General features: G+C 72.1%; 17 protein-coding genes and 1 pseudogene. 8 read left to right on the top strand and 10 right to left on the bottom strand.

Features of this window, described 5'->3' with window-relative positions; translation table 11 throughout:
- The first annotated feature begins 45 nt into the window (after positions 1–45).
- The 3 genes from ACZ6AA_RS35045 (at position 46) to ACZ6AA_RS35035 (ending at position 3,488) form a co-directional block, all read left to right on the top strand.
- Entirely contained in the window at positions 46–1,284 is a 1,239-nt protein-coding gene (locus ACZ6AA_RS35045) for a sensor histidine kinase (RefSeq protein WP_471462491.1), read from the top strand.
- Positions 1,281–1,970: a response regulator gene (locus ACZ6AA_RS35040; protein WP_471462489.1), complete on the top strand. Its 690-nt coding sequence runs from the start codon at positions 1,281–1,283 to the stop codon at positions 1,968–1,970. The genes ACZ6AA_RS35045 and ACZ6AA_RS35040 overlap by 4 nt, the downstream gene beginning before the upstream one ends.
- Before the next feature lie 78 nt (positions 1,971–2,048).
- On the top strand, positions 2,049–3,488 hold the full coding sequence (locus tag ACZ6AA_RS35035; RefSeq protein ID WP_471462487.1) for a lipase maturation factor family protein: 1,440 nt from the start codon (positions 2,049–2,051) through the stop codon (positions 3,486–3,488).
- A 2-nt stretch (positions 3,489–3,490) separates the two neighbouring features.
- Here ACZ6AA_RS35035 and ACZ6AA_RS35030 read toward each other — a convergent pair whose 3' ends face one another.
- Positions 3,491–3,853, bottom strand: coding sequence for a DUF805 domain-containing protein (locus ACZ6AA_RS35030; protein WP_468460762.1), 363 nt, complete (start codon positions 3,851–3,853; stop codon positions 3,491–3,493).
- Positions 3,854–4,199: 346 nt separating this feature from the next.
- On the opposite strand from ACZ6AA_RS35030, the gene ACZ6AA_RS35025 reads away from it, so the two are divergent.
- Positions 4,200–4,763, top strand: coding sequence for a GNAT family N-acetyltransferase (locus tag ACZ6AA_RS35025; protein ID WP_471462594.1), 564 nt, complete (start codon positions 4,200–4,202; stop codon positions 4,761–4,763).
- A gap of 70 nt (positions 4,764–4,833) precedes the next feature.
- Here the strand turns inward: ACZ6AA_RS35025 and ACZ6AA_RS35020 are convergent, their stop codons facing one another.
- Genes ACZ6AA_RS35020 through ACZ6AA_RS34985 form a run of 8 tightly spaced genes read right to left on the bottom strand, consistent with a single transcriptional unit; the run spans position 4,834 to position 13,038 of the window.
- Positions 4,834–5,700 carry an amidohydrolase family protein gene (locus tag ACZ6AA_RS35020; RefSeq protein WP_471462485.1) on the bottom strand — a complete coding sequence of 289 codons (867 nt, stop codon included), beginning with the start codon at positions 5,698–5,700 and terminating at the stop codon, positions 4,834–4,836.
- Positions 5,685–5,999 (bottom strand): L-rhamnose mutarotase, encoded by a 315-nt coding sequence (locus tag ACZ6AA_RS35015; RefSeq protein ID WP_468460766.1) that lies wholly within the window; start codon positions 5,997–5,999, stop codon positions 5,685–5,687. The genes ACZ6AA_RS35020 and ACZ6AA_RS35015 overlap by 16 nt, the downstream gene beginning before the upstream one ends.
- Positions 5,996–7,060 carry an aldo/keto reductase gene (locus tag ACZ6AA_RS35010; RefSeq protein WP_468483319.1) on the bottom strand — a complete coding sequence of 355 codons (1,065 nt, stop codon included), beginning with the start codon at positions 7,058–7,060 and terminating at the stop codon, positions 5,996–5,998. Before ACZ6AA_RS35010 ends, ACZ6AA_RS35015 begins: the two co-directional genes overlap by 4 nt.
- The gene (locus ACZ6AA_RS35005; protein ID WP_471462482.1) at positions 7,057–7,812 is read right to left on the bottom strand and encodes an SDR family NAD(P)-dependent oxidoreductase; all 756 of its coding nucleotides are present in this window, start codon (positions 7,810–7,812) and stop codon (positions 7,057–7,059) included. The genes ACZ6AA_RS35010 and ACZ6AA_RS35005 overlap by 4 nt, the downstream gene beginning before the upstream one ends.
- A complete protein-coding gene (locus ACZ6AA_RS35000) occupies positions 7,809–9,230 on the bottom strand; it encodes an L-fuconate dehydratase (protein ID WP_471462480.1) in 1,422 nt (473 codons plus the stop codon). Before ACZ6AA_RS35000 ends, ACZ6AA_RS35005 begins: the two co-directional genes overlap by 4 nt.
- A gap of 46 nt (positions 9,231–9,276) precedes the next feature.
- A complete protein-coding gene (locus tag ACZ6AA_RS34995; RefSeq protein ID WP_468460772.1) occupies positions 9,277–10,323 on the bottom strand; it encodes an ABC transporter permease in 1,047 nt (348 codons plus the stop codon).
- The gene (locus tag ACZ6AA_RS34990; RefSeq protein ID WP_471462478.1) at positions 10,316–11,959 is read right to left on the bottom strand and encodes a sugar ABC transporter ATP-binding protein; all 1,644 of its coding nucleotides are present in this window, start codon (positions 11,957–11,959) and stop codon (positions 10,316–10,318) included. The genes ACZ6AA_RS34995 and ACZ6AA_RS34990 overlap by 8 nt, the downstream gene beginning before the upstream one ends.
- Positions 11,956–13,038: a sugar ABC transporter substrate-binding protein gene (locus ACZ6AA_RS34985; protein ID WP_468460776.1), complete on the bottom strand. Its 1,083-nt coding sequence runs from the start codon at positions 13,036–13,038 to the stop codon at positions 11,956–11,958. The genes ACZ6AA_RS34990 and ACZ6AA_RS34985 overlap by 4 nt, the downstream gene beginning before the upstream one ends.
- Positions 13,039–13,269: 231 nt before the next feature.
- Here ACZ6AA_RS34985 and ACZ6AA_RS34980 point away from each other — a divergent pair.
- The 4 genes and pseudogenes from ACZ6AA_RS34980 to ACZ6AA_RS34965 all read left to right on the top strand — a co-directional run.
- A pseudogene (locus ACZ6AA_RS34980) lies at positions 13,270–13,998 on the top strand (FadR/GntR family transcriptional regulator); the annotation flags it as partial.
- A 145-nt stretch (positions 13,999–14,143) separates the two neighbouring features.
- Entirely contained in the window at positions 14,144–14,653 is a 510-nt protein-coding gene (locus ACZ6AA_RS34975; RefSeq protein WP_471462476.1) for a helix-turn-helix transcriptional regulator, read from the top strand.
- Positions 14,654–14,658: 5 nt separating this feature from the next.
- Positions 14,659–15,081 carry a VOC family protein gene (locus tag ACZ6AA_RS34970; protein WP_468460780.1) on the top strand — a complete coding sequence of 141 codons (423 nt, stop codon included), beginning with the start codon at positions 14,659–14,661 and terminating at the stop codon, positions 15,079–15,081.
- Between the two features lie 90 nt (positions 15,082–15,171).
- Complete coding sequence (locus tag ACZ6AA_RS34965) at positions 15,172–17,571, top strand: excinuclease ABC subunit UvrA (protein WP_471462474.1); 2,400 nt, start codon at positions 15,172–15,174, stop codon at positions 17,569–17,571.
- A 5-nt stretch (positions 17,572–17,576) separates the two neighbouring features.
- Here ACZ6AA_RS34965 and ACZ6AA_RS34960 read toward each other — a convergent pair whose 3' ends face one another.
- A complete protein-coding gene (locus ACZ6AA_RS34960) occupies positions 17,577–20,591 on the bottom strand; it encodes a glycoside hydrolase family 38 N-terminal domain-containing protein (RefSeq protein ID WP_471462472.1) in 3,015 nt (1,004 codons plus the stop codon).
- Positions 20,592–20,662: the final 71 nt, after the last annotated feature.

The raw sequence follows: 20,662 nt of genomic DNA, 5'->3' as shown, positions 1-20,662 counted from the left end.
CGTGGACCGATCCCCTGTCGTTGATCACCCGCTTACGATGTCGACATGTCCGTGACACCACCGCAGCCCCCGTTCAAGCGCGTGCCGCCGCATACGTGGACAGCCCTGGCCTGGCTGGTGGGGTCGGCCCTGACGTTCCTCTTCCGGTTCCGGCTCCCGGGTGAGGCCCAGCCCGCACAGCAGGGCGTCCTCTTCTTCCGCTGGGACGGCCTGGCGATGCTGGCCCTCGCCACCGTGCTGGCCTTCGCGGGCGGCCACCGCCTGACCCGCAGCCCGCTGACCGGGCTCTGTCTGATCCTGCTCGCCGCTGCGGGCGCGTCGACGACGCTGAGCGTGGCCGAGATCCCGCTGCTCCAATTCGTCGCGGCCGACGTCGCGGTGTACGTCATCGCCTCGGCCCGGCCGCGCAGGACCGGCCTGGCCGCGCTGTCGTTGGCGCTCGGCACGCTCGCCGGATATCTGCTCACGCGGCTGGCCTTCGGCTGGGTCGTCGGGACCTCGGCGGAGCTGACCGTCGCGCTGACGGCCGTGGTCGCCTGGCTCCTCGGCGACGCGGCGCACCAGTCACGGCGCCACGCCGAGCAGCTTCGCGAGCAGGCCGCCGCCCAGGCCGTCACCGCCGAACGGCTTCGTATCGCGCGCGAGTTGCACGACCAAGTCGCGCACAGCATCGGCATCATCGCCCTCCAGTCCGGCGCGGCGCGCCGCGTCATCGGTACGCAGCCGGAGCGGGCCCGCGGCGCCCTCGGCGAGATCGAGACGGCGAGCCGCGAGACGCTCTCCGGCCTGCGCCGCATGCTCGGCGCGCTGCGCACCCCGGAACCGGGCAGGGCCCAGGAGACGGCCCCGCTCGACCCGGGCCTCGGCCTCGCCGACGTGGACCGGCTCGCGCGGACCACCACGGCGGCAGGCGTGCGCGTCGACGTGCGCTGGCTCGGCGAACTCCGGCCGGTGCCGCCGGAGATCGACGTGTCGGCGTACCGCATCATCCAGGAGGCCGTCACCAACGTGGTCCGGCACGCGGGCACCCGCTCCTGCCGGGTGACCGTCGACCGCCGCGACGACGAGCTGACGATCGAGGTCCTCGACGGCGGGCCCGGCAAGGCGGCGGCCGACGGCGGGACGGGGCCAGCCCGGAGCACGGCCGTGGACGCGCTCGGCTACGGCCTGCTCGGCATGCGGGAGCGGGTCGGCCTGCTGCACGGGGAGTTCAGCGCGCGGCCGCGTCCCGAGGGCGGCTTCCGCGTGGCGGCACGGCTGCCCGTGCCCGCGGGTGTGCGATGACGACGCCCGCCGCCCCGGCCGACGACCGGCGGCCCGTGCGCGTCGTCCTGGCCGACGACCAGCCGCTGGTGCGCACGGCCCTGCAGATGGTCATCACCGAGGCCGACGACCTCGAAGTCGTCGGCGAGGCCGGGAACGGCAGCGAGGCGGTCCGCCTCACCGCGGACCTGCGGCCCGACGTCGTGGTCATGGACATCCGCATGCCCGGCATGGACGGCATCGAGGCCACCCGTCTGATCACCCGGGCCACGGACGACACCCGCATCGTCGTCCTGACGACGTTCGACGACGACGATTACGTCTACGGGGCGCTGCGCGCCGGAGCCTCCGGGTTCCTCGTCAAGGACATGGCGCTCGACGAGATCCTCGCCGCCGTCCGGGTCGTCGCGGCCGGGGACGGCCTGATCGCGCCGAGCGTCACCGGCCGTCTGATCAAGGAGTTCGCGGACCGCCCCGCGGCCGCCCCGCCGCCCCGGGACGTCGCGGGCATCACGGACCGTGAGCGCGAGGTCCTGACCCTCGTCGGCGGCGGCCTGTCCAACCCCGAGATCGCCGAGCGGCTGCACATCAGCGTCGCCACCGCCAAGACGTATGTGACGCGCCTGCTGTCCAAGCTGGGCGCCCGCGACCGCGTACAGCTCGTGATCATCGCGTACGAGACGGGTCTGGTCGCGCCGCCCCGCTGAACCGGGCGGGGCCGGGCGCCCTCGGCCCACGGGGGCCGCTGAGCGGCGCCCGGCCTCACTCCCCGTCACAATGGAGGGGTGGAGTGGTTCACGGCGGACTCCTACTGGCTGGGCCGCCTGGTGTTCCAGCGGGTCCTGGCCGCGGTCTATCTCGTCGCCTTCCTGGGCGCCGCGCTGCAGTTCCGCGCGCTCATCGGCGAGCGCGGCATGCTGCCCGTGCCCCGGTTCGTCGCGGGGGTGCCGTTCCGCCGGGCCCCGAGCGTCTTCCACTTCCACTACTCGGACCGGTTCTTCGCGGTGTGGGCGTGGACGGGCTGCGCGGTGGCGGTGGCGCTGCTCGCGGGCGCCGACGGGCTGCTGCCGCTGTGGGGCGCGATGCTGCTGTGGCTGGTGCCGTGGGCGCTGTATCTGTCCATCGTGAACGTGGGGCAGACCTGGTACGGCTTCGGCTGGGAGTCGCTGCTCCTCGAGGTCGGCTTCCTCGCCGTGTTCCTCGCGGGGGACGTCGGGCCGCCGGTGCTCGTGCTGTTCCTGCTGCGCTGGGTGCTGTTCCGGGTCGAGTTCGGGGCGGGTCTGATCAAGATGCGCGGCGACCCGTGCTGGCGCAGGCTGACCTGTCTGTACTTCCACCATGAGACCCAGCCGATGCCGGGGCCGCTGAGCTGGTTCTTCCACCGGCTGCCGCGGCCGCTGCACCGCGTGGAGGCGGCCGCCAACCACGTCACGCAACTCGCCGTACCGTTCCTCCTGTTCACCCCGCAGCCGATCGCGACGGGCGCCGCCCTCCTGATGGCCGCCACCCAGCTGTGGCTGGTCCTGTCCGGCAACTTCTCCTGGCTGAACTGGCTGACGCTCGCGCTCGCCCTCAGCGCCGTCGACTTCCGGCGCCTGTTCGGCGACGCGGCGGCCCCGCCCGCGGACCTCGGCCCGCCCCCGCTCTGGTACGAGATCCTGGTCATCGCCGTGACGGCGGTACTCCTCGCCCTGAGCTACCGCCCGGCCCGCAATCTCCTCTCCCGGCGGCAGATCATGAACTACTCCTTCGACCCGCTGCATCTGGTCAACGCCTACGGCGCGTTCGGCAGCGTCAGCCGGGTGCGGCACGAGGTCGTGATCGAGGGGACGTCGGACGCGGTCCCTCGGCTGGATTCGGAATGGCGGGCGTACGAGTTCAAGGGCAAGCCCGGGGACGTACGGCGGTGGCCGCGTCAGTTCGCTCCGTACCATCTGCGGCTCGACTGGATGATGTGGTTCGCGGGGCTCTCGCCCGGCTACGCGCAGCCGTGGTTCGGGCCGCTGGTGGAGCGGCTGCTGGCCGGGGACCCGGACACGCTGCGACTGCTGCGCCGCTGCCCCTTCCCCGACCGGCCGCCGCTCCATGTGCGGGCCCGTCTGTACCGCTACCGCATGACGACGTGGCGTGAGCTGCGTGCCACGGGCGCGTGCTGGGAGCGGACGTACGTGAGGGAGTTCCTGCCGCCGACGCGGCTCGACACGGCCGCGTCACCGGACGGGTGAGCTCACCAGGCCGGTGCCGCCGAGGCCTCCTTGGGGTTCGGCCCGTACTGGTTGGGCGGCACGCTGTCCTTGGCGAGCATGACGATCAGGATGATCAGGCCGATCACCGGGACCAGGAAAAGCAGCAGCCACCAGCCCTGACGGCCCGTGTCGTGCAGGCGGCGGACGCCGACCGCGATGCCGGGAAGCAGCACCGCCACGCTGTAGAGGACTTCGAGGACCGGCGAGATGCCGAGCGCCATGTCGATGCCGAAGAGCACCAGGCTGACGATGAGGCTGACGAGCGTGAACATCCAGTATTCGGCGCGGCGCGCGCGCCCGTTGAAGACGGCGTACTTCTTGAGTACGTCCACGTACCAGTGCATCGCGTCCCCCTGGATAGCCGCGATGGGGCGCGTTCCCCCGTAGACCGCGCCAAGGACGCGAACGTACGGCTTGGGGCGATGCCGGTCAACCGGTCCGGGTTGGTCCGCTTCATACTGCTTTGGGTGACAGGAGTAAGGCGGCCTTCGTCTACGCCGAATCGGGTCCGCCGGGACCGGGCCGGGGCGGAGCGCACTCGTGGGCGAGCGCACCACCACCTCCGTCAGTCCCCTTACGGCCTGGTACGTAATTGCCTCGCGCAGGACCGCCCCGCGATCTACCCTCGCGGCCATGACCTCACACGACGCGCTTGAAGGCTCCCGGATCGCTCCCGGTGGTGCCGGGCTGGTGATCCGGCAGGAGACCGTGGACGATCACCGGGACGTGCGCGAGGTCCATACGCGCGCCTTCGGTGACGGCGAGCGGGTGCCCGGGCTCGTGGAGGCACTTCGCGTCGCGGAGGCCGCGTTGACGCCGATGTCCTTCGTCGCCACCGTTGACGCCCGGGTCGTCGGGCATGTCCTGCTGAGCGCGACGCGGCTGGACGCTCCGCGCCGGATCGTGGACGTCCTGTCCCTGTCACCGCTGGGCGTGGTCCCGGAGTTCCAGGGTCAGGGCATCGGCACGCGGCTCATCGCCCACGCCCTCGCGGCGGCCGACAGCCAGGGTGTGCCGTTGGTGTTCCTGGAGGGCTCACCGCACTACTACGGCACGCGCGGCTTCGAGGGTGCCGGCGCCGTGGGCTTCCGTTCGCCGTCGCTGCGGATCCCTGAAGCCGCGTTCCAGGTCGTCCGGCTGTCCGCTCACGAGCCGTGGATGACGGGCACCTTCGTCTACTCAGAGGCCTTCTGGGCCTTCGACTGCGTCGGCCTGCGCGACCCCGAGGCCCTCGGCGGCGAACATCCTCGTTAGTCCAGCGGGGTCAGTCCAGAGTCCAGCGGGGTCAGTCCAGCAGGCCTCACCGGTCAGGAAGGTCCCACCTTTAGCCCGGCAGCCCGTAGACCCGCCGCGCCGTCCCCGCGAAGACCTCCGCCCGCTCGGCGGCGCTCAACCCGTCCGTCAACGCCCGTGCCGCGTCGACGACTTGGTCGTACGAGGCCGCGAGGCCGGACACCGGCCAGTCCGAGCCGAACATCAGCCGGTCGGGGCCGAACGCCTCCAGGGCGGTGTCCGTGTACGGGCGCAGGTCCGAGGGCGTCCAGGTCGCCCAGTCGGCCTCCGTCACGAGGCCGGACAGCTTGGCCACGGTGTTCGGCAGGGACGCGAGGGCGCGCAGGGACCTCGCCCAGGGTTCGAGGGCGCCGGACGCGATGGGCGGCTTGCCCAGGTGGTCGAGCACGAACGTGAGGTGCGGCAGGCGTGCGGCCGCCTCGACGCACATCGGGAGCTGTTCGGGGCGCACCACGAGGTCGTACACGAGCCCCGCGTCGGCCACGGCGGCAAGGCCGCGGCGCGCGTCCGCGCGCAGCAGCCACTGGGGGTCGGGGTCGGACTGCACCTGGTGGCGGATGCCCACCAGGTGTGTGCCGCCCGGCAGTTCGGCGAGGGCGGCCAGGGTGTCGACGACGTCGGGGCGGGTCAGGTCGGTCCAGCCGACGACCCCGGCGATCAGGTCGTTGCCCGCCGCGAGGGCCAGGAACTCCGGGGTCTCCTCGGCCACGGTGACGGTCTGCACGAGGACGGTGGCGGCGACTCCCGCGGCGCGCGCGTGCGGCGCGAGGTCGTCGACGGTGAAGGTCCGCCGGATCGGGGCCAGCGCGGGCCCGGTGATCCAGTCCTGGTCGCGCACGGCGAGGTCCCACACGTGGTGGTGGGCGTCGACGACCGTCGGCGTCACGGCAGTTCCCATACGACGGGCAGGCCCGCGTCCGCGCCGTCGCCGGAGTAGTCGTGGACCACGTCGAGCAGCTCCGCCATGCGCGCCTGCCAGGCCACGTTCACGGGCAGCTTCTCCAGCTCGGCGATGAGGCGGGCGTAGTCCGCGCACTCCAGGACGTGGAACAGATCGGTGCCGCTGCGCCAGATCGTCCAGGACGTGGCACCGGCGGCGCGGATCGCGGTGGTCAGCTCGGCGGGGACCTCGCGGTGCGCGGCGTCGTACTCCTCGACGCGGTCGGCGCGGACCTTGGTGTGCAGGGCGACTCTCATCGGGCGTCAACCTCTCCGGGGAGGCCCTCTCCGGGCACGGGCACCTCGGGCGGCAGCAGGCCCTCCGCCCGGGCCTCCTTCCAGAAGTCGGTGGGCACGTCGGCCGCGAACTGTTCGGCGGCGTCGGCCACTTGGCCGGGCGCGTGGATGCCGACGAGGACGCTCGCCACCGCCGGGTGACCGAAGGGGAAGGCGAGCGCGGCGGCCCGCAGGGTGGTGCCGTGGCGGACGGCGAGGGACTGCAACGACCGGGCACGGTCGAGGAGTTCACCGGGCGCCTCGGTGTAGTCGAAGCGCGCGCCCTCCTTCGGGTCGGCGAGGAGGCCGGAGTTGAAGACGCCGCCGATGACGACCGACGCGCCGCGCGCGCTCGCGGCGGGCAGCAGCTCGGCGAGCGCCCGGTGGTCGAGGAGGGTGTAGCGGCCCGCGCACAGCACGGCGTCGACGTCGGTGTCGCGGACGAAGCGGGTCAGCATCTCGGCCTGGTTCATGCCCGCGCCGATGGCGCCCACGACGCCTTCGGAGCGCAGCCGTTCCAGGGCCGGGTAGCCCTCGCGGAAGGCCTGCTCGCCGTGGTCGTCCGGGTCGTGCAGGAAGACGATGTCGACCCGGTCGAGCCCGAGCCGCGCCAGGCTGGACTCGATCGAGCGGCGCACGCCGTCCGCGCTGAAGTCCCACCGCCGCCGGTGCGCGGCGGGCACGGCGAAGCCGCCGTCGGCCAGGTCGTCGCCGGACACCGCGCCGGTGACCGGCTCCAGGATCCGCCCCACCTTCGTGGAGAGGGTGTACGCGTCCCGGGGGCGCCCGCGCAGGGCCGCGCCGAGCCTGCGTTCGGACAGGCCGAGGCCGTAGTGCGGGGCGGTGTCGAAGTAGCGCATGCCCGCGTCCCAGGCGGAGCCGATCGCGAAGGCGGCGTCGTCGTCGCCGACGGGCGAGTAGAGGTTGCCGATGCCCGCGCCGCCGAACGACAGCTCGCTGACGCGGACGTGACTGCGGCCGAGGGGCCGCTCTCCTATGCCGCCCGTCCCACCGGTCGCACCGGCCCCACCTATGCCGCTCACTGGCCCACCGGCCGCAGCCGCAGGCCCTGCATCCCGCCGTCGACGGCGAGCGCGGTGCCGGTGGTCGCGCCGGACAGCGGGCTCGCCAGATGGGCGATGGCCCCGGCGACCTCGTCGGCGCCGACCAGACGCCCGGTGGGCTGGCGGGCCGCGAGGGCGACGCGCTCGGCCGCCGGGTCGGGGGCGGCGTCGAGGAGGCGGCCGACCCACGGGGTGTCCACGGTGCCGGGATTGACGCAGTTCACGCGCACTCCTTCGCGTACGTGGTCGGCTGCCATGGCGAGCGTGAGCGAGAGTACGGCGCCCTTGGACGCGGAGTACAGGGCGCGCTGCGGCAGGCCCGCGGTCGCGGCGATGGAGCAGGTGTTGACGATCGCGGCGTGCGCGGAGGACCTCAGGTGGGGAAGCGCGGCCCGGGTGGTGCGGACGATGCCGAGCACGTTCACGTCGAGGACGGTGTGCCACTGCGCGTCGTCGTTGTCCTCGATCGTGCCCTGGGCGCCGATGCCCGCGTTGTTGACCAGGACGTCGAGTCCCCCGAGGTCGGCCACGGCCGCCGCGACGGCGGCCCGCACCGCCGTGTCGTCGGTGACGTCGGCGGCGTATCCGAGCAGCGGTTTCTCCACGCCGCTCGGGTCGAGGTCGAGCACCGCCACCCGGGCGCCCCGGGCGGCGAGGAGTTCCGCCGTGGCCCGGCCGATGCCGGACGCGCCGCCGGTGACCAGAGCCCTGAGGCCGGTGAAGTCCGTCATGCCGCTGCCCCCTTCTGGGCCGTCTTCCGCTCGGCCGTCTTCTTCGCCGTCTGCGCTGCCGGTGCCGCGGTCGCCGTCGTGCCCGCGAGCTCGGCCTGGCGCGCGAGGTCGGCGGCCCAGAACGTGCCGCCGGGGTAGGTGAACTCCGCGAGGGACTCGGGGCGCATGGTCGCCGAGAAGCCGGGCGCGACGGGCGCCGTGTAGTGGCCGTCGTGGATCACGACGGGGTCCACGAAGTGTTCGTGGAGGTGGTCGACGTACTCGATGACGCGGTTCTCCGTGGTGCCGGACAGCGCGACGAAGTCGAACATCGACAGGTGCTGGACCAGTTCGCACAGGCCGACGCCGCCCGCGTGCGGGCACACCGGCACCCCGAAGCGGGCGGCGAGCAGCAGGATCGCGAGGTTCTCGTTGACGCCGCCGACGCGGGCCGCGTCGAGCTGGAGGACGTCGATGGCGCCCGCCTGGAGGAGCTGTTTGAACACGATGCGGTTCTGCACGTGTTCGCCGGTGGCGACCTTCACGGGGGCGACGGCCTTGCGGATGGCCGCGTGCGCGAGGACGTCGTCGGGGCTGGTGGGCTCCTCCACCCAGTACGGGTCGAACTCGGCGAGGGCGCGGGTCCAGCGCACGGCCTCGTCGAGGTCCCAGCGCTGGTTGGCGTCGATGGCCATGCGGATGTCGGGACCGATGGCCGCGCGGGCGGTGCGGCAGCGGCGGATGTCGTCGTCGAGGTCCGCGCCGACCTTCAGCTTGATCTGGGTGAAGCCGTCGGCGACGGCCTGGCGGGCGAGCCGGGTGAGCTTGTCGTCGCTGTAGCCGAGCCAGCCCGGTGAGGTGGTGTAGCCGGGGAAGCCGCGGTCCCGCAGCTGGACCTCGCGGCCGGCCGCGCCCGTGCGGCCGTCCCGGAGGAGCGCGAGGGCCTGCTCGGGCGTGAGCGCGTCGGCGATGTAGCGGAAGTCGACCTGGGAGACCAGCCACTCGGGGTCCGCGTCGGCGAGGAGCTTCCACAGCGGGGTGCGGGCGCGTTTGGCGGCCAGGTCCCAGACGGCGTTGACGACGGCGCCGACCGCCATGTGCATCACGCCCTTCTCGGGTCCGAGCCAGCGCAGTTGGCTGTCGCCGATCAGGTCGCGGTTGAGCGTGCCCGGGTCCCCGCAGAGCTCGTCGACCGACCGGCCGACGACGTGGTGGCGCAGGGCGTCGATCGCGGCGACCTGCACGTCGTTGCCGCGCCCGATGGTGAAGGTGAAGCCGTGTCCTTCGAGTCCGTCCTCGGCGTCGGTGCGCAGCACCACATAGGCGGCCGAGTAGTCCGGGTCCGGGTTCATCGCGTCGGACCCGTCCAGTTCCCGTGAGGTCGGGAAGCGGATGTCGTAGGTGTCGACCGCCGTGACGCGGCCGGGAGTTGGGGACACAGGAGGCCTTTCCGGAAAGGAACGGGGAGCCAGGCGGGCGCGGACCTCAGTCCTGGGCGCGGCCCGTGGTGACGCGGGCGATCATCAGGGCGACCAGGATGATGCCGCCGTAGATGGCCTGGATCCAGAAGGACGGCACCTGGGCGAGCGTGAGCAGGTTCTGTACGACGCCGAGCAGCAGGACGCCGGTCAGCGCGCCGAACATGGTGCCCTTGCCACCGTCGAGGCTGATGCCGCCGATGACCGCGGCCGCGAACACCGTGAAGATCATGTTGGTGCCCTGGTTGGCGTTGATCGCGCCGACATAGCCGGTCTGCATCAGACCGCCGACCGCGGCGAGGCCGCCCGCGACCACGAACACCCCGAGCATGACCCGGTCGACCCGGATGCCCGCGGCCCGCGCGGCCTCCGGGTTGCCGCCGATGGCGTACAGGGCGCGGCCCACCCGGTGGTACTTGAGCACGAGGCCCGCGATGCCGAAGGCGGCCGCCGCGATCCACACGGAGAGCGGCACGGTCAGGAACGTGGAGGTGGCCAGCGTGAAGAACGGCTCGGGCATGCCGAACAGCGTCTTGCCCTCGGTGGCGCCGACGAGAACGCCGCGCAGCACGATCAGCATGGCGAGCGTGACGATGAACGCGTTGAGCTTCAGCTTGACGACGAGCACACCGTTGAAGGCACCGATCACCGCGCCCACCAGGACGATCGCGATCAGTCCTACGGCCGTGGGCAGGTCGGTGCCGAACCCGGCCTGGGCGGCGGGCAGCACGAGCAGCGCACCGATGGCGGGCGCGATGCCGACGACCGACTCCAGGGACAGGTCGAACTTGCCGGTGATCAGCACCAGGGACTCGGCGAGCACGACCATCGCGAGGGCCGCGGACGCGCCGAGGATGGAGATGAGGTTGCGCTCGGTGAGGAACGAGTCGTTGACGAAGGCGCCGAACACCATGAGCAGCAGCAGCGCGGGGACGAGGGCGAGTTCCCTGGCCCTGTGCAGGACGATGCTCTTCGCTGAGCGGGGGGGCTTGGGGCGGGCCCCGGCGACGGGGGTGGCTGTCCTCTCAGCCGAGGGGGCCTTGATGTCAGCCATGGTGGTCTCCTTGTGATTCGGCTGCGGGACGGTGGGGGCTGGTCGCGCCGTTCCCCGCGCCCCTTACGGGGCTCGGCGCGCCGGTCCCCCTGCCCCTGACGGGGCCCGTGTGGCCCACGCCTTCTACTGATGCGATGAGCTCGTGGTCGTGCCAGCCCGCCTGATGCTCGGCGACGACGCGGCCGTGGAAGAGGACCAGGACCCGGTCGCAGCGGCGCAGGTCGTCGAGTTCGTCGGAGACGACGAGCACGGCGGTGCCGTCGTCGCGGGCGTGGTCGACGCGGGCGAGGAGGGACTCCTTGGACTTCACGTCGACGCCCGCGGTGGGGTTGATGAGGACGAGCAGCCGGGGGTCGGAGGCGAGGGCCCGGGCCATGACGACCTTCTGCGCGTTGCCTCCGGAGAGGTCGGACACGGGCTGGTCGGGCCCTTCGGCGTGGATGTCGAGCCGTTGGATGAGCCCGCCCGCGAAGGCGCGCTTGCGGTCGGGGCCAACGAAGCCGTACCGGCCGAGGCTGCCGAGGACGCTCATGGTGGCGTTGTCGCCGATGGACATGCCGTACACGAGGCCCTCGTCGTGCCGGTCGCGCGGTACACAGCCGACTCCGGCCCGCAGCGCGGCGGGCACGTCGCCGAACGGCAGGGGTGCGCCGTCCAGGAGGGCGGTGCCCGCGGTCGGGGTGTGCAGGCCCGCGAAGGACTCCGCGAGGTTGATCTTGCCGCTGCCGCTGGACCCGGCGAGGCCGACGACCTCGCCCTTGCGCACGGTGAGATCGACGTTCTCGTACGAGGTGCTGGTGAGCCCGCGCACGTCGAGCAGGACGGGGGCCTCGGCGGGGACCTCGGGCCGGGAGCGGTCCTTGCTCTCCGTGATGGCCTCGCCCGCCATGGCCTCCACGAGGGCGGCGCGCGGGAGTTCGGCGACGGGGGCGGTGGTGATCCAGCGGGCGTCGCGCAGGACGGTGACGGTCTGGCACACCTCGTACACCTCTTGCAGGTGGTGCGAGATGAACAGGAACGTCACGCCGGATTCCTGGAGCGCCCGCATGCGGGTGAAGAGGCGCTCGATCTCGCGGTTGTCGAGCTGCGCGGTGGGCTCGTCGAGGACGATGAAGCGCGCGCCGAAGCTGAGCGCCCGGGCGATCTCCACCATTTGGCGGTCCTCGACCTTGAGGTCGGCGGTGCGGGCGTCGGGGTCGACGTGGACGTCCCAGGTGTGCAGGACCTCCGCGGCCTCGGCCTTGAGGCGACGCCAGCTGATGAGTCCGCCGCGGCCCTGGGGCTGGCGGTTGATGAACAGGTTCTCGGCGACCGACAGTTCCGGTACGACGGTGGGCCGCTGGTACACGCAGGCGACCTTGCGGCGCCAGGCGTCGCGGTCGGCGAGCGGCGGCGCGCTCTCGCCGTCGAACAGGACGGTGCCGGCGTCCGGTGCCTGGAGGCCGGTGAGGATGGTGACGAGGGTGGACTTGCCCGCGCCGTTGCGGCCGACGAGGGCGTGGGACTCGCCGGCCCTGACGGTGAGGCGGCCGTCCTGGAGGGCCACGGTGGGTCCGTACCGCTTGGCTATGCCGGTCGCCTCGACGAGGGGGACGCCCCCGTGCCCGGCGACCGGCCGGTTCGCTGACGTCGTCATTTGACCGAGTTGCCCCAGAGCTTGGCGTCGTCGACGTTCTCCTTGGTGACGAGCGGCGCGGGCAGCTGGTCCTCCAGGATGCCGTTGGGCAGCTTCACGATGGTGGAGTCGTGGTCGGTGGGGCCGGGCTTGAACTTCTTTCCGTTCATCGCGGCCTTGATGTAGTACATGCCGTACTTCGCGTACGCGTCGGCGGGCTGCGAGACGGTCGCGTCGATCTGGCCCTTGCGGATCGCGTCGAACTCCTGCGGGATGCCGTCGTTCGACACGATCGTGATGTGCCCCTTGGCACCCGCCTTCTTCAGCATCCCCTTGGACTTCAGGGTCTGGAGGGTGGGCGCGAGATAGACGCCGCCCGCCTGCATGTAGATGCCCTTGATGTCGGAGTTGGAGTTCAGGAGGGTGTCCAGCTTGGACGCTGCGGTGTCCGACTCCCACTTGGCGGGGATCTCCAGGACCTTCAGCTTCGGGTACTTGTCCTTGACGCAGTCCCGGAAGGCCTTGGAGCGCTCACGTCCGTTGACGGAGGCCAGGTCGCCCATGATCTGGACGACCTTCCCGCTCTTGACCTGCTTGCCCAGGTAGTCACAGGCCTTCTGGCCGTACGCGACGTTGTTCGCGCGCACCACCATCGCGACCTTGCCCTTCTCGGGCGCCACGTCGACGGCGACCACGGGCACGCCCTTGCGCTCCGCCTGGTCGAGGCCGGCGGATATGGCGGCGCTGTCGAGCGGGGCCACGACCAGGCCCTTGACGCCCTGGTTGAGCTGGTTGTTGATGTCGGTGATCTGCTGCGAGGGGTCGCTGTTGGAGTTGACGGTCTTGAGCGCGTCGACGTCCTCGGACTTCGCCATCTTCGGCACATAGTCGTTGTACGACTGCCAGAACGGCGAGGTCAGCAGCGGCAGGATCACCCCGACCTTGCCCTCGCCGCCGTCCCCGCCACCGGATTTCCCGGTGTCCTTCGTACTGCCGCAGGCGGTGAGCGCGAGCGCGGCGCAGGCCGCCGCGGCTCCCACGCGGACACCCTGGGCGCGCCGCTTCCTCCGGGGGCTGTTCCGCACTGTACTGCCGACCATCTGACGGCTCCTCATCGAGCGAATCAAGGGGGGACTCATCACGGGACTGAGAGTCGGTCGAGTGACCGTGGGCGAATATTTATCAGACCACTTGGTGGCCACAACACCCCTACGCGGCAAGTTTCCCGGGTTTTCGGCCATAGTGGTCCGACCACATCTGTGGCTAAACTGCGCGGCACCCGGCAAGTGAAGGAGCGGTCCGTGGACCAGAGCGCCCAGAGCGCCCCACCCGTGCGCCAGGGCACCGCGCCCGCCCAACAGGGCGCCGCGGCACCCGCGCAGAAGGGCACCGTGACGCAGCGGGCCATCGAGCAGATCAAGACAATGATCGGCGAAGGCCTGCTCGAACCGGGGCAGCGGCTGCCCACGGAACGGGATCTGGCCGCCCAGTTGGGGATCTCGCGCAGCTCCATGCGGGAGGCGATCCGGGCCCTGACGGTGCTCGGCGTCCTGGAGGCACGGCACGGCTCGGGCATCTACGTGACCCAGCTGGAGGCCGGTGACCTCCTGGAGACCTTCGGCGTCGTCGCCGATCTGTCCCGCGGCCCGCGCCTGGTGGAGCTGCTCGAAGTGCGCCGGGTCCTGGAGTCCACGGCGACCGCACTCGCCGCCGCGCGCATCTCCCCCGACCAGCTGGCCGACGTGGAGAAGCACCTCGCGGCCATGAACGCCACCGACGACCCCGAGGAGATCCTCTCCCACGACCTCGCCTTCCACCGGGCCATCGCGCACGCCGCGGGCAACGACACGATGGCCGCGATCCTCGAAGGCCTCTCCTCGCGCACGTTCCGGGCCCGGGTGTGGCGCGGCTACCAGGAGGAGGGCGCCTTCGAGCGGACCCGCAGGGAGCACGCCCGCATCCACCGGGCCCTGGTCGCCCGGGACCCGGAGGCCGCGCGGGCCGCGGCGGCGGCTCATGTGGGAGAGGTCGAGGAGTGGCTGCGGGTGCATCTGGAGGCAGGAGAGGCAGGGGAAGCAGGGGCGGGGGATCCCGGGGAGGCGGGCTGGGCCCGGACCGGGGGCGGGGCGGGACCGGGGGGCAGGCGGGGCGGATGAGGCGGGCGTGACCGGGGGCAGAAGCGCGCCGCTGTGGGATGGTGGGCGCGTGAACCTGGAGGACCTCGTCCGGCTGCGCCGGGCCCGTGACCGGATGGACCGCGAGTACGCGCAGCCGCTCGACGTGCCGGAGCTGGCGCGCTTCGCGCTGATGTCGCCCGGCCACTTCTCCCGCAGCTTCCGCGCCGCCTTCGGCGAGACGCCGTACAGCTATCTGATGACGCGCCGGATCGAGCGCGCCAAGGCCCTGCTGCGGCGGGGCGACCTGTCGGTGACGGACGTCTGCTTCGAGGTGGGCTGTACGTCGCTGGGGTCGTTCAGCTCCCGGTTCACGGAGCTGGTCGGCGAGAGCCCGTCCGCGTACCGGGCCCGCCCCCATGACGAGGGCGCCGCCGTGCCCGCCTGCATCGCCAAGATCCACACCCGGCCGATCAGGAACGGCCAGGCCAGGGCCGACCAGCCCGAGACCGACCAGCCCAAGGCCGACCAGCCCAAGGCCGACCGGCCCCGGACCGATCAGGAATCGAGAAGCGAACCGCAGCCCCCGCCCGTAGCGTGAACGGCATGGACATCACGCTCTCGCAGGCCTTCATCGCCGTCGACGACCACGACAAGGCGCTCGCCTTCTACCGGGACGCGCTCGGTCTGGAAGTACGCAACGACGTCGCGTTCGAGGGCATGCGCTGGGTGACCGTCGGCTCACCGGCGCAGCCGGACGTGGAGCTGGTCCTCGAGCCGCCGCTCGCGGACCCCAACGCCTCCTCCGCCGACCGGCAGGCCATGGCGGAACTCCTCGCGAAGGGCCTGCTGCGCGGCGTGATCTTCCGGACCGACGACGTCGACGCCGCCTTCGAGCGGATCAGCTCGGCGGGCGGCGAGGTCCTCCAGGAGCCCATGGACCAGCCGTACGGCGTCCGCGACTGCGCCTTCCGCGACCCCGCCGGCAACATGCTCCGCTTCAGCCAGCCCTCCCCCGGCGAGCGGTGAGCAGGAGCCACCAGTCCCCCGCCGACACCTCCCCGACCCCACCGTGATCCCCGACGGCACCGCCGCGCGACAGATGGAGACGTGAGCACCATGGCCACCAGGACGGACCGGCGGTCGCCCGCGCCGCACGAAGCCGACAGCCACGATCTGATCCGTGTGCACGGCGCGCGCGTGAACAACCTCAAAGACGTGACCATCGAGATCCCCAAGCGCAGGCTGACGGTGTTCACCGGCGTCTCGGGTTCGGGCAAGAGCTCGCTGGTGTTCGGCACCATCGCCGCGGAGTCGCAGCGGCTGATCAACGAGACGTACAGCGCCTTCGTGCAGGGCTTCATGCCGACCCTCGCGCGGCCCGAGGTCGACGTGCTCGACGGGCTCACCACCGTCATCACCGTCGACCAGCAGCGCATGGGGTCCGACCCGCGCTCCACGGTCGGCACCGCGACCGACGCCAACGCGATGCTGCGCATCCTCTTCAGCCGCCTCGGCAAGCCGCACATCGGCCCGCCCAGCGCGTACTCCTTCAACACCGCGTCGGTCCGGGCGAGCGGCGGGATCACCGTCGAGCGCGGCGCGGACCGGACGAAGACCGTGAAGGCGACCTTCAACCGCGTCGGCGGGATGTGCACGCGCTGCGAGGGCCGGGGCGCGGTCTCCGACATCGACCTCACCCAGCTCTACGACGACTCCAAGTCGATCGCCGAGGGCGCGTTCACCATCCCCGGCTGGAAGTCGGACAACGTGTGGACGGTGGGGCTCTACTCCCAGTCGGGCTTCCTCGACCCGGACAAGCCGATCCGCCGGTTCACCAAGAAGGAGATGCGGGACTTCCTCTACCACGAGCCGGTCAAGGTGAAGGTCAACGGCGTCAACCTCACCTACGAAGGCCTGATCCCCAAGATCCAGAAGTCGTTCCTGTCCAAGGACAAGGAAGCGATGCAGCCGCACATCCGCGCGTTCGTGGAGCGGGCGGTCACCTTCACCACCTGCCCCGAGTGCGACGGGACACGGCTCAGCGAGGGCGCCAGGTCCTCGAAGATCAAGCGCGTCAGCATCGCCGACGCCTGCCAGATGGAGATCAGGGACCTGGCCGCGTGGGTCCGCGGTCTCAAGGAGCCGTCGGTCGCGCCGCTGCTCACCGCGCTCCAGGGGACGCTGGACTCGTTCGTGGAGCTGGGCCTCGGCTATCTCTCGCTGGACCGGGCGGCGGGCACGCTCTCCGGCGGCGAGGCGCAGCGCGTCAAGATGATCCGCCACCTCGGCTCCTCGCTCACCGACGTCACCTACGTCTTCGACGAGCCCACCATCGGCCTGCACCCCCACGACATCCAGCGGATGAACGAACTGCTGCTCCGGCTGCGGAACAAGGGCAACACGGTGCTCGTCGTGGAGCACAAGCCCGAGGTCATCGCCATCGCCGACCATGTCGTCGACCTCGGCCCCGGCGCCGGCACGGGCGGCGGCGCGGTCTGCTTCGAGGGCACCGTCGCGGGGCTGCGGGCGAGCGACACCGTCACCGGCCGCCACTTCGACGACCGGGCCGCCGTCAAGGACACGGTGCGCGCGCCCACCGGCACCCTGGAGATCCGCGGCGCGAGCGCGCACAACCTGCGGAACGTCGACGTCGACGTGCCTCTCGGGGTGCTCGTCGCCGTCACCGGCGTCGCGGGCTCCGGCAAGAGCTCCCTCGTGCACGGCTCGATCCCGGCCGGTGCCGACGTGGTGTCGATCGACCAGACCCCGATCCGCGGCTCGCGGCGGAGCAACCCGGCGACGTACACCGGTCTGCTCGACCCGATCCGCAAGGCGTACGCGAAGGCCAACGGCGTGAAGCCGGCGCTGTTCAGCGCCAACTCCGAGGGCGCCTGCCCCACCTGCAACGGCGCGGGCGTCGTCTACACCGACCTGGGCATGATGGCCGGGGTCGCCACGCCCTGCGAGGAGTGCGAGGGCAAGCGGTACCAGGCCTCGGTGCTCGACTACCACCTCGGCGGCCGGGACATCAGCGAGGTGCTCGCCATGTCCGTCACCGAGGCCGAGGAGTTCTTCGGCTCCGGCGAGGCGCACACCCCCGCCGCGCACAAGATCCTCGGCCGACTCGCCGACGTCGGGCTCGGCTACCTCACCCTCGGCCAGCCGCTCACCACCCTGTCGGGCGGCGAGCGGCAGCGCCTGAAGCTGGCTTCCCACATGGCCGAGAAGGGCGGCGACCGGCTCGTCTACGTACTCGACGAGCCGACCGCCGGACTCCACCTCGCCGACGTCGAGCAGCTGCTCGGCCTGCTCGACCGCCTGGTCGACTCCGGCAGGTCCGTCATCGTGGTCGAGCACCACCAGGCGGTGATGGCGCACGCCGACTGGATCATCGACCTGGGCCCGGGCGCGGGCCACGACGGCGGCGAGGTCGTCTTCGAGGGCACGCCCGCCGACCTCGTCGCCGCCCGCGCCACGCTGACCGGCGAGCACCTCGCGGCCTACGTGGGCGCCTGACCCGCTCAGGCGCGCGAGAACCTCAGCGTGACCAGCTCGAACGCCCGCAGCGACACGGCCACTTCGCCGTCCGCCAGCTCCGGAGCGGCCGCCTCGGCCAGCGGCCGCTCCAGCAGGTCCGTCACGGCGACCGAGCCCGCGGGGAAGCCCACGGCCAGCGTGGCCCTGGCCCGCCCGCCCCGGGACTCGTGGAAGCGGACGACCACGTCGCCGCTGCCGTCGTCGGCGAGCTTGACCGCGGTGACCACGACGGCGTCGTTGTCGACGGCGACCAGCGGAGCGACGGGCGCGCCGCCGGTGAGGGTCCGCCCGGGCAGGTTGATCCGGTAGCCCTCGCGCACCGCGTCGCCGATGGTCGCGCCGGGTGCGAGCGCGTGCCGGAAGCGGTGCACGCCCTGGTCGGTCTCGGGGTCGGGGAAGCGCGGGGCCCGCAGCAGCGACACCCGCACCGTCGTGGTCGTACCGGCGTCGCTGTCGCGTACGTCGCGGGTGACGTCGTGGCCGTACGTCGAGTCGTTGACGAGGGCGACGCCCCAGCCCGGCTCGTCGACGTGCACGAAGCGGTGGTTGCAGGCCTCGAACTTGGCGGCCTCCCAGCTGGTGTTGGTGTGGGTGGGCCGGTAGAAGTGCCCGAACTGGGTCTCCGAGGAGTACCGCTCGGCGTGCACGTCGAGCGGGAAGGCCAGCTTGAGGAACTTCTCCGTCTCGTGCCAGTCGACCTCGGTGTCGATGTCGAGGCGCCGCTCGCCGGGCGCGAGGGTCAGGACCTGCGTCATGCGCGAGGAGCCGAAGGCGCGCACGACCCGCACCGAGGCGCCGTCGCCGGGCACGACCTCCTCGGCGTCCGTCAGGTCGGTGACGGAGTGCCGGTAGAACTCGTCGACGTCCCAGGCGTCCCACATGTTCGGGAAGTCGGCGTGCAGCTGCGGCAGGTTCGCGGCGTGCCCGGGGGCGACGGTCTCGCGCCCCGCCTCGATGTCGTACGCGGACACCACCAGGCCCCGCCCGTCGATCTCGACGCGCAGCAGACCGTTGTCGAGGACATAGCCGCCGTCCGCGCGGGCGGCGATGGCGGACTGGCCCGCGGCCACGGGCAGGGCGGCGCCGCCCGCGGGGACCCCGTCGCGGGTGTGCGGCGCGGAGTTGAACACCAGCGTGCTGGTGCCGTCACCGGCGAGGGCGCGCTGGGCCGCGGCGATGATGCCGTTCAGGTCGGCCGCGACCGCCGCGTAGGTCGCACGGGCCTCGCGGTGCACCCAGGCGATCGACGAGCCGGGCAGGATGTCGTGGAACTGGTGCAGCAGCACCGTCTTCCAGATCCGGTCCAACTCCTCGTACGGGTACGGGGATCCGGCCCGGACCGCGGCCGTGGCCGCCCACAGCTCCGCCTCCCGGAGCAGGTGCTCGCTACGGCGGTTGCCCTGCTTGGTGCCCGCCTGGCTGGTGAGCGTGGCGCGGTGCAGCTCCAGGTACAGCTCGCCCACCCAGACCGGCGCGTTCGGGTACTCCGCCTCGGCCTTCTCGAAGAACGCCGCCGGGGTCTCCCACTGAACGGTGGCCGAGCCCTCCAGGTTCCGCAGCCGCCCCGCCTTCGCGATCATCTCGCGGGTCGTGCCGCCGCCGCCGTCGCCCCAGCCGGTCGGCGCGAGCGAGTGCCGGGCGACGCCCTTGTCCTTGAAGTTCTTGGCCGCGTGGGCGATCTCGCTGCCCTTCATGGAGCAGTTGTACGTGTCCACGGGCGGGAAGTGCGTGAAGATCCGGGTGCCGTCGATGCCCTCCCACTGGAAGGTGTGGTGCGGGAACTTGTTGGTCTGCGACCACGAGATCTTCTGCGTGAGCAGCCACTTGGCGCCCGCCGCCTTGATGATCTGCGGCAGGCCCGCCGCGAAGCCGAAGGTGTCCGGCAGCCATGCCTCGTCGTTCTCGACGCCGAACTCGTCCAGGAAGAACCGCTTGCCGTGCACGAACTGACGGGCCATCGCCTCCGAGCCCGGCATGTTCGTGTCCGACTCCACCCACATGCCGCCCGTGGGCACGAAGCGGCCGTCGGCGACGGCCTTCTTCACCTTCGCCCATACCTCGGGGCGGTGCTCCTTGATCCAGGCCCACTGCTGCGCCTGCGACATGGCGAACACGAAGTCCGGCTCGTCCTCCAGGAGCGCCGTCATGTTCGACGTCGTCCGCGCCACCTTGCGCACCGTCTCCCGCAGCGGCCACAGCCAGGCGGAGTCGATGTGCGCGTGCCCGACCGCGCTGATGCGGTGCGCCGAGTCGTGCGCGGGGGCGGCGAGCACGCCCTCCAGCGCGGCTCGGGCCGCGGGCGCCGAGCCGTTCACGTCCTGGAGGTCGACCGCGTCCAGGGCGCGGTCGACGGCCCGCAGGATCTCGTGGCGGCGGCCGGAGTCCTGCGGCAGCTCCTGCATCAGCTCGCCCAGGACCTCCAGGTCGACGACCAGCTGCCACACCGTCTCGTCGAACACCGCGAGGTCCATGCGCTCCAGGCGGTACTGCGGCTCGCTGCCCGCCGTCTCCTTGTCGCCCAGCTGCATCGGCAGGAAGGGGTGGTAGTCGAGGATCACCGGGTTCGACGCCGCCTCGATGTGCAGGCGCACCTCTTCCCCGCCCGCCGCGGGGGCCGCTATCCGCACCCACTGGTTGCGGGGGTTGAGGCCCTTCACCGGGGTGCCGTCCGGGCGGTACACCAGGCCCTCGCACTGGAAGCCCGGCATGTTCTCGTCGAAGCCGAGGTCGAGGATCGCCTCGACGGTCTTGCCCGCCCACTCCGGCGGGACCGTGCCCGTCACCCGGAACCAGCTGGTGCCCCACGGGGCGCCCCAGCGGGCGCCCACCGCGGTCGGCTCCGGGGTGGCGGCCAGGCCTTCGGCCACGGGGACCGGTTCGCCCGGGGCGTTCCAGACGGCTACGTCCAGGGGGACGGAGTGGGGGTAGACGGCGGGGCGGATGCGCTCGTCGAGGACGCGCTTGAGGCGGCCCTCGACCAGGGTGCGGTCGTCATGCATGAGGGGTCTCCGTGTTCGGGGGGAGGTGGGTGGTGCGGTGCGGGTGGGTCCTCGCGGGGGCGCCCCGGTCC

Source organism: Streptomyces sp. NPDC040610, assembly GCF_055594065.1.
Note: the sequence above shows the minus strand (reverse complement) of the source record. Positions and strands in the feature narration are given on the sequence as shown.